This is a genomic window from Liquorilactobacillus satsumensis (assembly GCF_964065465.1).
GTDB classification, from domain to species: Bacteria; Bacillota; Bacilli; order Lactobacillales; family Lactobacillaceae; genus Liquorilactobacillus; species Liquorilactobacillus satsumensis.
Window position 1 is genome coordinate 2,547,332 of sequence record NZ_OZ061606.1, and the last position, 12,413, is coordinate 2,559,744.

At 42.0% G+C, this 12,413-nt stretch carries 13 protein-coding genes; 12 read left to right on the forward strand and 1 reads right to left on the reverse strand.

Features of this window, described 5'->3' with window-relative positions:
• Nucleotides 1-12 precede the first annotated feature (12 nt).
• From AB3Y88_RS11970 to AB3Y88_RS12025, 12 genes are all read left to right on the forward strand, one after another.
• Nucleotides 13-237 (forward strand): YozE family protein, encoded by a 225-nt coding sequence (locus AB3Y88_RS11970; protein WP_054756562.1) that lies wholly within the window; start codon nt 13-15, stop codon nt 235-237.
• A 34-nt stretch (nt 238-271) separates the two neighbouring features.
• Nucleotides 272-1,717: a S41 family peptidase gene (locus tag AB3Y88_RS11975; protein WP_228887914.1), complete on the forward strand. Its 1,446-nt coding sequence runs from the start codon at nt 272-274 to the stop codon at nt 1,715-1,717.
• 312 nt (nt 1,718-2,029) lie between these two features.
• Nucleotides 2,030-2,590 (forward strand): signal peptidase I, encoded by a 561-nt coding sequence (gene lepB, locus AB3Y88_RS11980; RefSeq protein ID WP_056960344.1) that lies wholly within the window; start codon nt 2,030-2,032, stop codon nt 2,588-2,590.
• A gap of 18 nt (nt 2,591-2,608) precedes the next feature.
• Nucleotides 2,609-3,454 (forward strand): ribosome biogenesis GTPase YlqF, encoded by an 846-nt coding sequence (ylqF, locus tag AB3Y88_RS11985; protein ID WP_228887915.1) that lies wholly within the window; start codon nt 2,609-2,611, stop codon nt 3,452-3,454.
• Between the two features lie 14 nt (nt 3,455-3,468).
• Complete coding sequence (locus AB3Y88_RS11990) at nt 3,469-4,242, forward strand: ribonuclease HII (protein ID WP_228887916.1); 774 nt, start codon at nt 3,469-3,471, stop codon at nt 4,240-4,242.
• Nucleotides 4,243-4,300: 58 nt separating this feature from the next.
• A complete protein-coding gene (dprA, locus tag AB3Y88_RS11995; protein ID WP_228887917.1) occupies nt 4,301-5,167 on the forward strand; it encodes a DNA-processing protein DprA in 867 nt (288 codons plus the stop codon).
• Nucleotides 5,168-5,247: 80 nt separating this feature from the next.
• Entirely contained in the window at nt 5,248-7,362 is a 2,115-nt protein-coding gene (topA, locus tag AB3Y88_RS12000) for a type I DNA topoisomerase (protein ID WP_056960349.1), read from the forward strand.
• A gap of 113 nt (nt 7,363-7,475) precedes the next feature.
• Nucleotides 7,476-8,375, forward strand: coding sequence for a tyrosine recombinase XerC (xerC, locus tag AB3Y88_RS12005; RefSeq protein ID WP_056960350.1), 900 nt, complete (start codon nt 7,476-7,478; stop codon nt 8,373-8,375).
• Nucleotides 8,376-8,430: 55 nt separating this feature from the next.
• Complete coding sequence (gene hslV / locus AB3Y88_RS12010; RefSeq protein WP_054756567.1) at nt 8,431-8,976, forward strand: ATP-dependent protease subunit HslV; 546 nt, start codon at nt 8,431-8,433, stop codon at nt 8,974-8,976.
• 24 nt (nt 8,977-9,000) lie between these two features.
• Nucleotides 9,001-10,428 carry an ATP-dependent protease ATPase subunit HslU gene (gene hslU, locus AB3Y88_RS12015; protein ID WP_056960353.1) on the forward strand — a complete coding sequence of 476 codons (1,428 nt, stop codon included), beginning with the start codon at nt 9,001-9,003 and terminating at the stop codon, nt 10,426-10,428.
• Nucleotides 10,429-10,443: 15 nt separating this feature from the next.
• A complete protein-coding gene (locus tag AB3Y88_RS12020; RefSeq protein ID WP_228887918.1) occupies nt 10,444-10,944 on the forward strand; it encodes a hypothetical protein in 501 nt (166 codons plus the stop codon).
• Nucleotides 10,904-11,320: a hypothetical protein gene (locus AB3Y88_RS12025; protein ID WP_228887919.1), complete on the forward strand. Its 417-nt coding sequence runs from the start codon at nt 10,904-10,906 to the stop codon at nt 11,318-11,320. The genes AB3Y88_RS12020 and AB3Y88_RS12025 overlap by 41 nt, the downstream gene beginning before the upstream one ends.
• A gap of 226 nt (nt 11,321-11,546) precedes the next feature.
• Here the strand turns inward: AB3Y88_RS12025 and plsY are convergent, their stop codons facing one another.
• Nucleotides 11,547-12,167 carry a glycerol-3-phosphate 1-O-acyltransferase PlsY gene (plsY, locus tag AB3Y88_RS12030; RefSeq protein ID WP_054756569.1) on the reverse strand — a complete coding sequence of 207 codons (621 nt, stop codon included), beginning with the start codon at nt 12,165-12,167 and terminating at the stop codon, nt 11,547-11,549.
• Between the last annotated feature and the right edge of the window lie 246 nt (nt 12,168-12,413).

The following is a 12,413-nucleotide window of genomic DNA, read 5'->3' on the forward strand; positions in this document are numbered from 1 at the left end:
GAAGGGACTGCAATGTATCGCAAAAGTTTTTACCAATTTTTAATGACCGAGCGCAATCCTAATAGCAGCGATGAAGTTGCGCAGTTTGCCAACAATGCTTTTTATGATCAAGGCTTTCCCAAACAGGCTGATGATTATGAAACGCTTTCGCAATATCTGGAGTTGAATGGGAACTATTTGCCAACAATGACTATTTTTGATCAAGCTTGGCAGATGTACCTCGAAAAAATGAATTAGAGCGCAATAATTTGAATGAATAAGAGGTTTTAGAATGTTTAAGAAAAACAAACAGGCGCCGAAGAAGGCACCTAAAAAATTCAGTCTACTGACACTGATCGTCACTGCGTTAGTGACGCTGTTACTTGGCGGTGGCGCTGTTTTTATTTTTATGAATCAACGGTTGCAAGCGGTAGAACAGACTAATAGTTCACTTGGAAAAATTGAGGCAGTCTACTCTGCGCTTTATAACAATTATTATAAAAAAGTTAGCCGCCAGAAACTTGAAAACGGAGCGCTTTCTGGAATGGTTAACGCATTAGGAGATCCTTTTTCAGAATACATGTCAAAAACTGAAACTCAGTCTTTGAATGATACCATTTCAAGCAGTTTTACCGGTATTGGGGCTGAGGTACGCAAGAATGGTTCCCATATCGAAATTATTGCACCAATTGACAATACGCCCGCTAAAAAAGCAGGATTAAAAGCCAATGATATCATTGAAGAGATTGATGGCAAGTCGATGACAGGAGTTTCCTTAAGCAAGGCAGTCTCATTTATTAGAGGTCAAAAGGGAACTAAGGTAACTTTGAAGATTCGTCGCGGGAGTGATACTTTCACGAAAGTATTGACGCGCGCAAAGATTCCAGTCAAGACCGTAACTGGTCATCTTGACAAACAACATAAGACGGTTGGGTATCTTCAAGTTTCAACGTTCTCAGAGAATACTGCTAAAGAATTCAAGAGCGAAATTAAAACCTTGCGCAAACAAGGAGCTAAGTCATTTGTGATTGATATGCGTGATAATCCGGGTGGCTTGATGGACCAGGCCTTGAAGATGGCATCAATGTTTGTCGAAAACGGCAAGACTATCTTGCAGGTTCAGACGCGAGGACAGAATGCCCAGGTTTATAAGGCTGGTAAAAATTATGATGGTGGATTTAAGGTTAAGGAAAAAACTGTTGTCTTAATTAACGGTGGCAGTGCTAGTGCGGCGGAAATCTTTTCTGCAGCTTTGAACCAGTCTGCTAATATTAAATTGGTTGGGACCAAGTCATATGGAAAAGGAACGGTGCAAAATACACTGCCTTTCAGTGACAAAACTGAACTGAAGATGACGATTGCAAAATGGTTAACTCCAGACGGCTCTTGGATTCATCATAAGGGGCTCCAACCAACAATTAAAGCAGATTTTCCTAGTTATGCATACCAGACTGCAATTGATACTAAGCAAACCTATCAACAAGGAGATGTTTCCAGCCAAGTTAAAAAAATGCAAGTCTTACTGCAGGCTCTAGGTTACACACCTGGAGATACTAAGGGTTACTTTAGTGCCGAGACAGCTACTGCACTTAAGAAGTTCCAGGCAGATAACAAATTGGAACAAAGTGGCAAGGCTGATGCCACAACGATCAATAAGTTAGAGGAATTAGCAACGGCTAAAGCTGCAGCTAGTGACAATGCATATCAGGCAGCATTGAAAGTCGCTTTGCAAAACTAAAACTAAGTGGGTTGCGCATAACGAAATTAGGAGTGTGTGACTTATGGAACACGTTTATCCAGAATAAAAGCGGGGCTGTGCCAAAATTTAACTTTTGTCACAGCCCCTTGTTTGGTTTCCAAACAGCTAATGCTGAAATGTGGACTAAAAGGCAGTTGCTGCATTTAAACCCGTAAATCAGACAAGTTTGGACTTAAGCTGAAGCGGATGAGGAACCGGTGTACACGCATTAGAAAAAATAATTTTGCCAGCCAGAACAGGAGTTGTTAGAATAGTAATAGATGCAGTCTTAAAAGTGGAGGACACAAGGCAGTGAAACATAGCTGGAAGAGATTTCGTAAAAAGTTTCATTTAAGTTACTGGTTTCCTTTAGTCTTTTTTGCCTTATTGGCGGCACTTTTTGTGAAGTCTTTTCTGATTGTTCCATTGCAGATCGCAGGCAATTCAATGGAGCCGACTTTATATTCAAGAGAAGACGCTCTGGTCATGAATTTTGGCAAGATTCGGCGCTTTGACGTCGTTACGATTAAAATGCCGGATGGGCAGACGTATATTAAACGGGTCATTGGGATGCCAGGGGATCGGCTCGAGTATCGGAATGATCATCTTTATATCAACGGAAAAATTTATCAAGAAAAGTTTCTCCGGTCTGTTTTACGGGGCAAACATTCACCTTATACGGCCGACTTTAAATTAGCAGAATTAATTGGAACCACACGCGTGCCAGCTAATCAGTATTTCGTATTGGGTGATAATCGAAAAATCAGTAAAGATTCACGGACTTTTGGACCAGTAGAAGATAGCTGGATCAAAGGCAAAGCGCTCATTATTTATTGGCCGTTAAATAAAGTTAGATGGATTGGTCACAATTAAAAGGGAGTTAATATTTATATGGCAGTCATTCAATGGTTTCCTGGTCATATGGCCAAGGCCTTACGTCAAGTCAAAGAAAATGTCAAACAGGTCGATATCGTTTTAGAATTGGTGGATGCGCGTTTACCTGAGTCTTCTCGCAATCCTCAATTGGTAGAAATTTTACAAAATAAGCCAAGCATTGTAGTTTTGACAAAAGAAGATCTGGCTGATCCGCAGTCCACTCGGCGCTGGGTTAGTTATTATGAAAAAACAGGGCAGCCGGCTTTAGCTGTTAACAGTCAAAAGGGTGATCTACGCGCGCTGGAGCAAAAAATTTATACGGTATTACAGACTAAATTAACAGCGCAGCATCAAAGAGGTATTGTCCATAAAAGAATTAAAGTGATGTGTATTGGAATTCCGAATGTCGGCAAGTCGACTTTATTGAATCAACTGTTAAAACGCAGAGCCGCACAGGTCGGTAATCGACCAGGTGTCACCAAAGCACAGCAATGGCTAAAGGCAGGCAGCAACCTGCTTTTACTTGATACTCCAGGAATTTTGTGGCCCAAATTCGAGGATCCCCTCGTTGGTAAAAAATTGGCTTTGACAGGTGCTATTAAGGATACGCTTTATGCCAAAGACGACGTTGCATTGTATCTTTTGGAGCATTTTCTTGCACAGGCTCCGCAAGAATTACGGAGCCGCTATCAGCTTGCAGAAGCTGATCTCAAGCTGAATTTGCCAGATCTTTTATTAAAGATTACGCACCAAATTGGAATGCGTGATGATTATGATCGTGCAAGCGAACGAATGATTTTGGACTGTCGCAGAAACAAATTAGGGTGCTACACGCTTGATCAAGTTCCTGAAAATATTTAAGAGCTGGTGTATCAATGACTAAAGTTAACTTAACGATCGCACAGATCAAAGCAGAGCTTGCACAGCATCCAACTGCAGTCCTGTTAGAGGAATTACAGCTAGATCAGCGTAAAGGAGTCCAGCAAGCACTTAAACACTATTTAAAGAAAAAAGCACAACAGGCAGAGCTTGTTAAAAACTTTAAAGCACGTTTTAAATACGAACAAGGCTTTTGGCAACAAGGTGTCCCCTTAGTTGCCGGTGTTGATGAGGTGGGGCGGGGACCGTTGGCGGGTCCTGTAGTCGCTGCTGCAGTTATTTTACCGCATAATTTTTCTTTGCTAGCAGTAAATGACTCCAAAAAATTGACAGCACATAAAAGAGAAGAGCTTTATGCTAAAATTTTAACCGAAGCACTCGCAGTCTCTGTCGGGGCCGTAAATAATCAAGTGATTGACCAGATCAATATCTATCAGGCAGCCAGGGTAGCAATGTTGCAGGCGGTTGATGGCCTGCAGATCAAGCCTCAACAGCTGATTATTGATGCAATGCAGCTTGAAACTAAGATTCCGCAGTTACGACTGGTTAAAGCAGATGCCAAAAGTGTCAGTGTAGCTGCCGCCAGTATCGTCGCTAAGGTCTGTCGGGATCATTTGATGTCCTTTTATGCAAAACTCTATCCTGAATATGATTTTGCACATAATGATGGCTATGGAACTGCCAAGCATCTGCAGGGAATTGCGGCACACGGTGTAACACCGCTGCACCGTTTGACTTTTGAACCATTACGTTCCCAATACTTGAAGTAGCGATGGTAATCTTCCTTTTTGCGTATTTTATAGATAATCAAAATACGGGGGGATTTAAATGGAATCCAAAGAGCTACTTGTTAAATTACATTTGAGTGCAGGTCTTAGTCCGCAGGCTGTTGGGCGAGTTTATACTTGGATACTGGAGCAAAAAAGAGTACCGTGCAATGCTGAACTCGACAGTCTCTTAGGTTTGAGCGGGACCAAAAGAGAGTTATTTTGGCGGGCTTTTACAGGCCCTAAAATGGAATTATGGGCAGCTCAAAATTATGCTTGCAGTCAAGTTATCACGCTTTTTGATGAGGACTATCCAAAGCTGCTGCGTGAGACTTATGCACCGCCAAATGTCTTATTTTGCAGAGGCGATCTAGCTTTACTAAACGATCATTTGCTCCTAGCAGTGGTGGGCGCGCGCCAAAATTCTGTGTATGCACAGGAAGTCTTGCAAGTCTTATTGCCAGAAGTTGTTTCTTCTGGTATTGTAACCCTTAGTGGTCTTGCGCGCGGGGTCGATAGCCTTGCTCATAAACAAACAATCTCAAATGGCGGGCGCACGGTGGCGGTGATTGGGAGTGGCTTAGATATTTTTTATCCACCACAGAATCGCTTGTTGCAGCAAGCCACTGCGCGCAATGGCTTAGTGTTAAGTGAATACGGTTTAGGTATTCCCCCTCGCAGGCACCATTTTCCTGCACGTAATCGGATTATTGCAGGTTTGGCCGAAACGACACTTGTAATTGAAGCCCGGCATCATAGCGGCAGTTTGATTACTGCCAACTTGGCGCTGCAAGAAAATCGAAATGTTTTGGCAGTTCCCGGTCCAATTACTTCACCGCTTTCAGTGGGAACAAACGAATTGCTGCTTGCAGGGGCCAAACCGGTTTTGAAGGCGCAGGATATTATAGAAGAATTTCTTAACACTTGACAAAGACCGGATTCGTGGCATAACATTATTACCGATTTTTGTGAACAAAAAAAGACACTGTAATTAAAGGAGTTTGGTCGATGCCAAAGGTCCAGAAAAAAACACCTACAAAGAAAACAACAAGAAGAAAACCAAAAAAGAATCTAGTGATCGTTGAATCACCGTCCAAGGCTAAAACGATTGAGAAGTATTTAGGTTCGCGGTACAAAGTAATGGCCAGTTTAGGTCATATCCGTGATTTGCCTAAGAGTAAAATGGGAGTTGACGTTGCTGCCGACTACGAGCCGCATTACATCTCTATTCGTGGTAAGGGCGATGTCATCAAGGAACTTAGAAAAGAAGCCAAAAAAGCCCAACGTGTGTATCTTGCAGCCGATCCTGACCGTGAAGGAGAGGCGATTGCGTGGCATCTTTCGTATATTCTGGGACTCGATCCTCAGGATAAAAATCGGGTAGTCTTTAATGAAATTACCAAAGATGCTGTTAAGAATTCATTCAAGAACCCGCGGGCAATTGACATGAATTTGGTGGATGCTCAGCAGGCACGCAGAATTCTTGATCGGCTAGTTGGCTATTCAATCAGTCCACTTTTATGGGCTAAAATTAAAAAGGGATTGAGTGCTGGGCGTGTCCAGTCGATTGCCCTTAACTTGATTATTAAAAGGGAACAAGAGATTCGATCTTTTGAACCTGAAGAATATTGGACGATTGATTCACAGTTCCAGCATGGGCGCACTAAATTTGAAGCCAGCTTTTATGGTTTGAATGGAAAAAAGCTTAAACTTAATAACAATGAAGAAACCCAAAAGATACTCAAACAGCTTGAACCTACTAAACCATTTACAATTACTAAGGTTGAGCGTAAGGAACGCAAACGGTTTCCTGCACTGCCCTTCACTACAAGTACAATGCAGCAGGTTGCCAATAATTCATTGAACTTTCGGACACAAAAGACAATGATGGTTGCACAGCAGCTTTATGAAGGAATTAATATTGGAAAAGGCGGCGTGGTGGGCTTAATTACTTATATGCGAACTGATTCGACTCGAATTTCCGGAATCGCTAAGCATGAGGCGGCCACCTTTATTACCGACACTTATGGTGCTGAATATGCGGCAGTTAAACCACGCAAAGGCAAGCTTGCTGAAGGTGCACAAGATGCTCATGAAGCCATCCGGCCTTCAGCAGTTAAACGCACGCCTGAGTCATTAAAAAATTATCTTAGCAAGGATCAGTTGAAGTTATATTCTTTGATCTGGTCGCGGTTTGTTGCAAGTCAAATGACCCCTGCAATTGTGGATACGATGAGTGTTAACATCGAACAAAATGGAGTCTTATACCGGGCAAGAGGCTCGAAAATGAAATTTCCAGGATTTACTAAGGTCTATGCTGAGAGTAAACGTAAGGATAACATTTTGCCTGATTTAACAGAAGGAGATACTGTTAAGCTCGTTCAGAATCAACCTAATCAGCATTTTACACTTCCACCAGCGCGTTATAGCGAAGCAACTTTGATTAAGACCCTTGAGGAAAATGGGGTTGGACGGCCTTCCACCTATGCTCCAACTTTGAGTACGATTCAGAAACGCTATTATGTTAAGTTGACAGCTCGCAAATTTGAACCGACTGAATTGGGTGAGATTGTTAATGAAATGATTGAAAAGTGTTTCCCAGATATTTTGAACGTTGATTTTACCGCGCAACTAGAAGGACAACTTGATGAAATTGAAGAAGGAAAACAAGAGTGGGTCAGAGTAATTGATCAGTTTTACCGTCCTTTTTCTAAAGAGGTTGATGCAGCGGGTGAGCAATTGGCCAAGGTTAAGATCAAAGACGAACCTGCAGGGATCAATTGTGATATTTGTGGGGCACCTTTAGTGGTTAAGCTGGGACGTTATGGGAAGTTCTATGCATGCAGCCGTTTTCCTGATTGCCGCAATACCAAGCCAATCACAAAGGAAATCGGGGTTGAATGTCCACAGTGCCATAAGGGTCAAATTCTGGAACGTAAATCCAAAAAAAATCGAGTTTTTTATGGTTGTTCACGTTATCCTGAATGTGATTTTGTCTCATGGGACAAACCGGTTGGGCGCAATTGCCCCAAGTGCAGTCATTATTTAGTGCAAAAAAAGCTAAAACGGGGACTGCAAGTTAAGTGCAGTCACTGTGATTATGCAGAAGAACTGCAAAAGTAATTGCTGATTTAAAGCGATTATTTAATTCTTAGTTCTTTGTAAAATTAAGTCGAACATGAGGCATTCCTCCATTTTTTATGCTAAAGTAGTAGCGTTAAGGTGGAGGTTTTTTGATGGAACAAGAATGGATTAATGATTTCAAACAATATCTTAGTGTAGAGCGGCGGTACTCCCCCGACACACTTAAGGCTTATACTGACGATCTAAAGATTTTCAGTGATTTTATTGCAGCTAACGGAGGTGCAACTTCTTTTCAGGCAATTAGTCGCTTCGATGTGCACGTCTATATGAGTTATCTGTATGATCGTAATTATCAGTCAACTTCAATTGCACGAATGTTGTCAAGCCTGCGTTCCTTCTACCATTTTCTCGAAAAAAATGGTTATGCTGACCATAACCCGTTTTCTTATGTCCAACTTAAGCGTCATCCACGGCCGTTACCGCATTTTTTCTATGAAAAGGAAATGACTGCACTTTTCGCAGCTACGCAAGGTGATGACCCGATGCTTGTACGTGATAACGCTTTACTTGAAGCACTCTATGATACTGGAATGCGTGTTAGTGAATGTACGGGACTGACAATGCAGGCTGTCGATATGGATATGAAAGCGATGCTGCTGCATGGTAAAGGGAGCAAGGATCGCTATGTTCCCTTTGGTAAATATTGCCAGCATGCGCTAATTCGTTATTTTTCGGTAACACGCACCCCTCTAATGGCTAAATACCACCAGGAACATGAAGCGGTTTTTGTGAATCATCATGGTGAGCCGTTGACGGCTGCAGGGGTGGCCTATATTTTAAAAAAAATTGTTGCAAGAAGCAGTTTGACAACCCAAATTCATCCACACGAATTACGGCATACTTTTGCAACACATTTAATGAATAATGGAGCAGATCTGCGTGCCGTTCAGGAACTGCTGGGGCACAGCAGTCTTTCAACTACTCAAATTTATACGCATGTTACTAAAGAACATCTGCAGCGGGATTATCGTAAGTTTTTCCCCCGTGCTTAATACAGATGTTTTACTTTAATTTAAAATTAGCTTAGTTATTTTAGGAGGAAAAAAGATGTCAGGAATTTCTTTTCATGCAACAACAATTTGTGCCGTTCATCACAACGGACACACGGCAATGGCTGGTGATGGGCAGGTAACAATGGGCGAGAAGGTCATTATGAAAGGCACTGCACGCAAAGTTCGCAGAATTTACAATGACAAAGTAGCAGTCGGCTTTGCAGGTAGTGTGGCAGACGCTTTTAACTTAGAGGAACGTTTCGAAAAGAAGCTTAATGAATACAGTGGTAACTTGCAGCGCGCGGCGGTTGAACTTGCGCAGGAATGGCGTAGCGACCAAACATTACAGAAGCTAGAAGCTTTGTTGATCGTAATGGATAAACACGAACTGCTGCTGGTTTCTGGTGGCGGTGAAGTGATTGCTCCAGATGATGAAATTTTAGCGATTGGCTCTGGTGGCAACTATGCGCTTGCGGCCGCAAAGGCACTGAAAAAACATGCTCCGGACATGTCAGCGGTTGAAATTGCAAAAGCTGCCATTGGAATTGCCGGAGATATTGATATCTTTACTAACCATAATATTATTGCAGAGGAACTTTAGCAGAAATACAGGGGGATCTATTAAATGAAACCAATTGATAAAACACCCAAGCAGATTGTGAAGGAACTAAATCAATATGTAATTGGACAAGATGAAGCCAAAAAAGCAATTGCGGTGGCTTTGCGTAACCGTTACCGCCGTTTGCAGCTTACTGGCCAAATGCAAGAAGAGATTACACCTAAGAATGTTTTGATGATCGGGCCTACTGGGGTCGGTAAGACAGAAATTGCACGACGCCTTGCAAAAATTGTGCAAGCGCCCTTTATAAAGGTTGAGGCAACAAAATTTACCGAAGTCGGCTATGTTGGTCGTGATGTTGAATCAATGGTCCGTGATCTCGTAGAAGTTGCATATCAGATGGAAGAAGAAATTGAGTTCCAGCAGATTAGACCAGAAGCTCAGAAGAATGCAGAAAAAAGGTTGATCAGACTGATAGTTCCCGCAAAGAAAAAGAGTCAAGAAAAGCAGGCCAATGAACAGCAGAACTTTATGCAGCTGTTTCGTGATCTCCAAAGTGGGAAGATGCCTGCCAATTTTGGGCAGACTCAGGCGGCTGAAGAAGAGGTTACTGACGAAGTACGCGACGAACGACTTTCTGTGAGTGAACAGCTCAAGCGCGGACAACTGGAAAATCGAGAAGTTACTGTGAAGGTTGCTGATCCAACACGCAAGTTCCAGGGACAAAACGGGATGTTGGGTCAAATGGGGGTTGATCTTGGAGACGCCTTAAGTGCTTTAACACCGCCTAAGCAGGTTGAAAGAACGATGACTGTTGCCCAAGCACGTGAAGTTTTAATTAGAGAAGAATCTGAAAAACTAGTTAATACTGCTGATATTGCTGAACGTGCCCTGAAAAGAGCAGAAGACACCGGAATTATCTTTATCGATGAAATTGATAAGGTAACTTCAAAATCGCAAAAAAACGCAGGGGAAGTTTCACGTGAAGGAGTTCAACGTGACATTTTACCGATTGTGGAAGGTTCACAGGTGCAGACAAAATATGGTTTGCTTGACACTGATCACATTTTGTTTATTGCTTCAGGGGCATTTCATGAAAGTAAACCCAGTGATTTAATTGCCGAATTACAAGGACGCTTTCCGATTCGAGTGGAATTGAATGAATTGAAGAGTGAAGATTTTGTTCGTATTCTAACAGAACCGAATAACGCATTGGTTAAACAGTACATTGCCTTAATTGGAACTGATAATATTAAAGTCACGTTCACCATCGAAGCAATTCGCAGGATCTCTGAAATTGCTTATCGCATCAATCATGAAAACGAAAATATTGGCGCTCGACGTCTGCATACCATTTTGGAGCGACTTTTGGAAGATATTTTGTATGAAGGACCTGACATGCAGATGGGTGAGATTACGATTACAGAATCTTACGTGAACAATAAAATTGGTGACATTGCAGCAGATAAAGACTTAAGTCAATACATTCTTTAAAAAGCAGGTGTTAGCATGACAGTTACTCTTGAAAATAACAAACTCAGAGTGGTTTTTAGTGAACATGGCGCGGAAATGGTTAGTTTATACGGGAAAGAAAAGCAGTTTGAATATTTATGGCAAGCGGATCCGCAATATTGGGGTAGGCACGCTCCAGTCTTGTTTCCGATTGTCGGACGCTTGCAAGCTGATCACTATCGTTTTGCGGGTCAGTCATATGAAATGCACCAGCACGGATTTGCCCGTGATCAGGACTTTACGGTGGTAAAACAGACTAAGACTGCTGTTGTTTTCGAGTTGAAAGCTTCAAACAGCACAAAAGAAAAGTACCCGTTTGCTTTTGTGCTTAAACTTTCCTATACACTCCATGCTGAAAGTGTTGCGGTCACTTACACTGTTGAAAATCCTGCCAATCAGAAAAGTTATTTTTCAATCGGGGGTCATCCCGCTTTTAATCTCTATGGGAGACCCTCAGTTGGATTTTGCGGATTATCACGTAGAATTAACGCCACATAAAGAACGTCAGCAGATTTCATTAGTCGGCAACTATACAGATGTGGCACATGCTGTGAAGACGACGACTAATGACATTGCGCTGAGCCATAAACTCTTTGCACATGATGCTTTAATCTTCAATTTGCAAGCAGAACCGACAACCTTGACGTTAACTGACGCTGCAGCACATACAGGAGTGACGCTGCGGCTGGAAAATGCAGAATATTGCGGTATCTGGTCACCCTATCCGGCACAAGCTCCCTTTGTGTGTCTTGAGCCTTGGTGGGGGTTGGCCGATGATGTCACTGCAAAGGGTGAACTGAGTACTAAGAATGCAATTCATGCATTACCTGCGCAGACTTCCTTTACAGGAAAATATGAAATTTCGGTTTTTTAAAACAGCAGCTTACACGTAAGTAAACGGAGAATAAAATCAGGGGGTTGTGAAAAACAAGGAAGAAGATTTCCAAGTTTGCGCCAACCCTCTTTCTAGTGCTGTGTTTCAAGTGATTTAATAGAAACAGATGTCAGGTTGGACGTGCGCTTAATTTGGGACTACAAAAAATGCCAGAGTCTTTAGAAAAGGCCCTCGCATTTTTAGTAACTTTATGCAACATGCTTTATTACTTTTTTTGATGCTGGCGTTTATAGACTAAGCCAAACGGAACAAGATTCTCCTGTCCGCTGCGGATGCGTGCAATGTTTCCCTTATGACGATAAAAGACAAAGATTGTCAGCGCTAACGCAATGAGCGTGAGAATATAATCGTGGAAAAAGAATAGTGAGAGCAGCGTAATTAAAGTCATCCCGACCATGCTGGCAATGCTGACCATACTTGATAAATAAAGTGTGGTCAGAAAAATAACCCAAGCAACGAGAAAGAATAACGGACTATATGCCAGTAAGATTCCGGCACTGGTTGCGACTGCCTTACCACCACGAAAACGTGCAAACAGCGGAAAAACATGCCCGATAACTGCTGCACAACCAATAATCAAAACATTAATATGTGAACCGAATAAGTACGGTTGACAAGCGGCTAAGGTTCCTTTCAGCATGTCTACCAATAAAACAATTATTCCCGCTTTTTTCCCCAACACACGAAAAGTGTTGGTGGTTCCCATATTCCCGCTACCAAATTGGCGGATGTCTTTACCATAAAATATCTTACCGATCCAGACACCAGATGGGATTGATCCAAGAAGATATGCAACTACCAGCATAATAATTATTGTTGAATCCACTCCAGTGTAACCTCCTTTAGTTAATACGACTTATTCTATCACTGTTTGGCTTTCAGCTTCAATTTTATTTTGTTTTTTCACGTTGCACCGGGGTGACCACCAGCATGGCATTACTTTACAATTGTTGATTTCATAGGTTATGATGTTCTAGTTAGTACACTAAAAACGATTGCGGCAACAATACACATATTCCAAAATCAAAGAGGTTTAGGCATGGTAAAAAATAAGTATAACGACGAATCAATC

What these genes read in the sequence shown, in the direction of transcription:
- AB3Y88_RS11970 (WP_054756562.1), top strand. Translation starts at nt 13, where the DNA reads ATGTATCGCAAAAGTTTTTACCAATTTTTAATGACCGAGCGCAATCCT.
- AB3Y88_RS11975 (WP_228887914.1), top strand. Translation starts at nt 272, where the DNA reads ATGTTTAAGAAAAACAAACAGGCGCCGAAGAAGGCACCTAAAAAATTC.
- ylqF (WP_228887915.1), top strand. Translation starts at nt 2,609, where the DNA reads ATGGCAGTCATTCAATGGTTTCCTGGTCATATGGCCAAGGCCTTACGT.
- AB3Y88_RS11990 (WP_228887916.1), top strand. Translation starts at nt 3,469, where the DNA reads ATGACTAAAGTTAACTTAACGATCGCACAGATCAAAGCAGAGCTTGCA.
- dprA (WP_228887917.1), top strand. Translation starts at nt 4,301, where the DNA reads ATGGAATCCAAAGAGCTACTTGTTAAATTACATTTGAGTGCAGGTCTT.
- topA (WP_056960349.1), top strand. Translation starts at nt 5,248, where the DNA reads ATGCCAAAGGTCCAGAAAAAAACACCTACAAAGAAAACAACAAGAAGA.
- xerC (WP_056960350.1), top strand. Translation starts at nt 7,476, where the DNA reads ATGGAACAAGAATGGATTAATGATTTCAAACAATATCTTAGTGTAGAG.
- hslV (WP_054756567.1), top strand. Translation starts at nt 8,431, where the DNA reads ATGTCAGGAATTTCTTTTCATGCAACAACAATTTGTGCCGTTCATCAC.
- hslU (WP_056960353.1), top strand. Translation starts at nt 9,001, where the DNA reads ATGAAACCAATTGATAAAACACCCAAGCAGATTGTGAAGGAACTAAAT.
- AB3Y88_RS12020 (WP_228887918.1), top strand. Translation starts at nt 10,444, where the DNA reads ATGACAGTTACTCTTGAAAATAACAAACTCAGAGTGGTTTTTAGTGAA.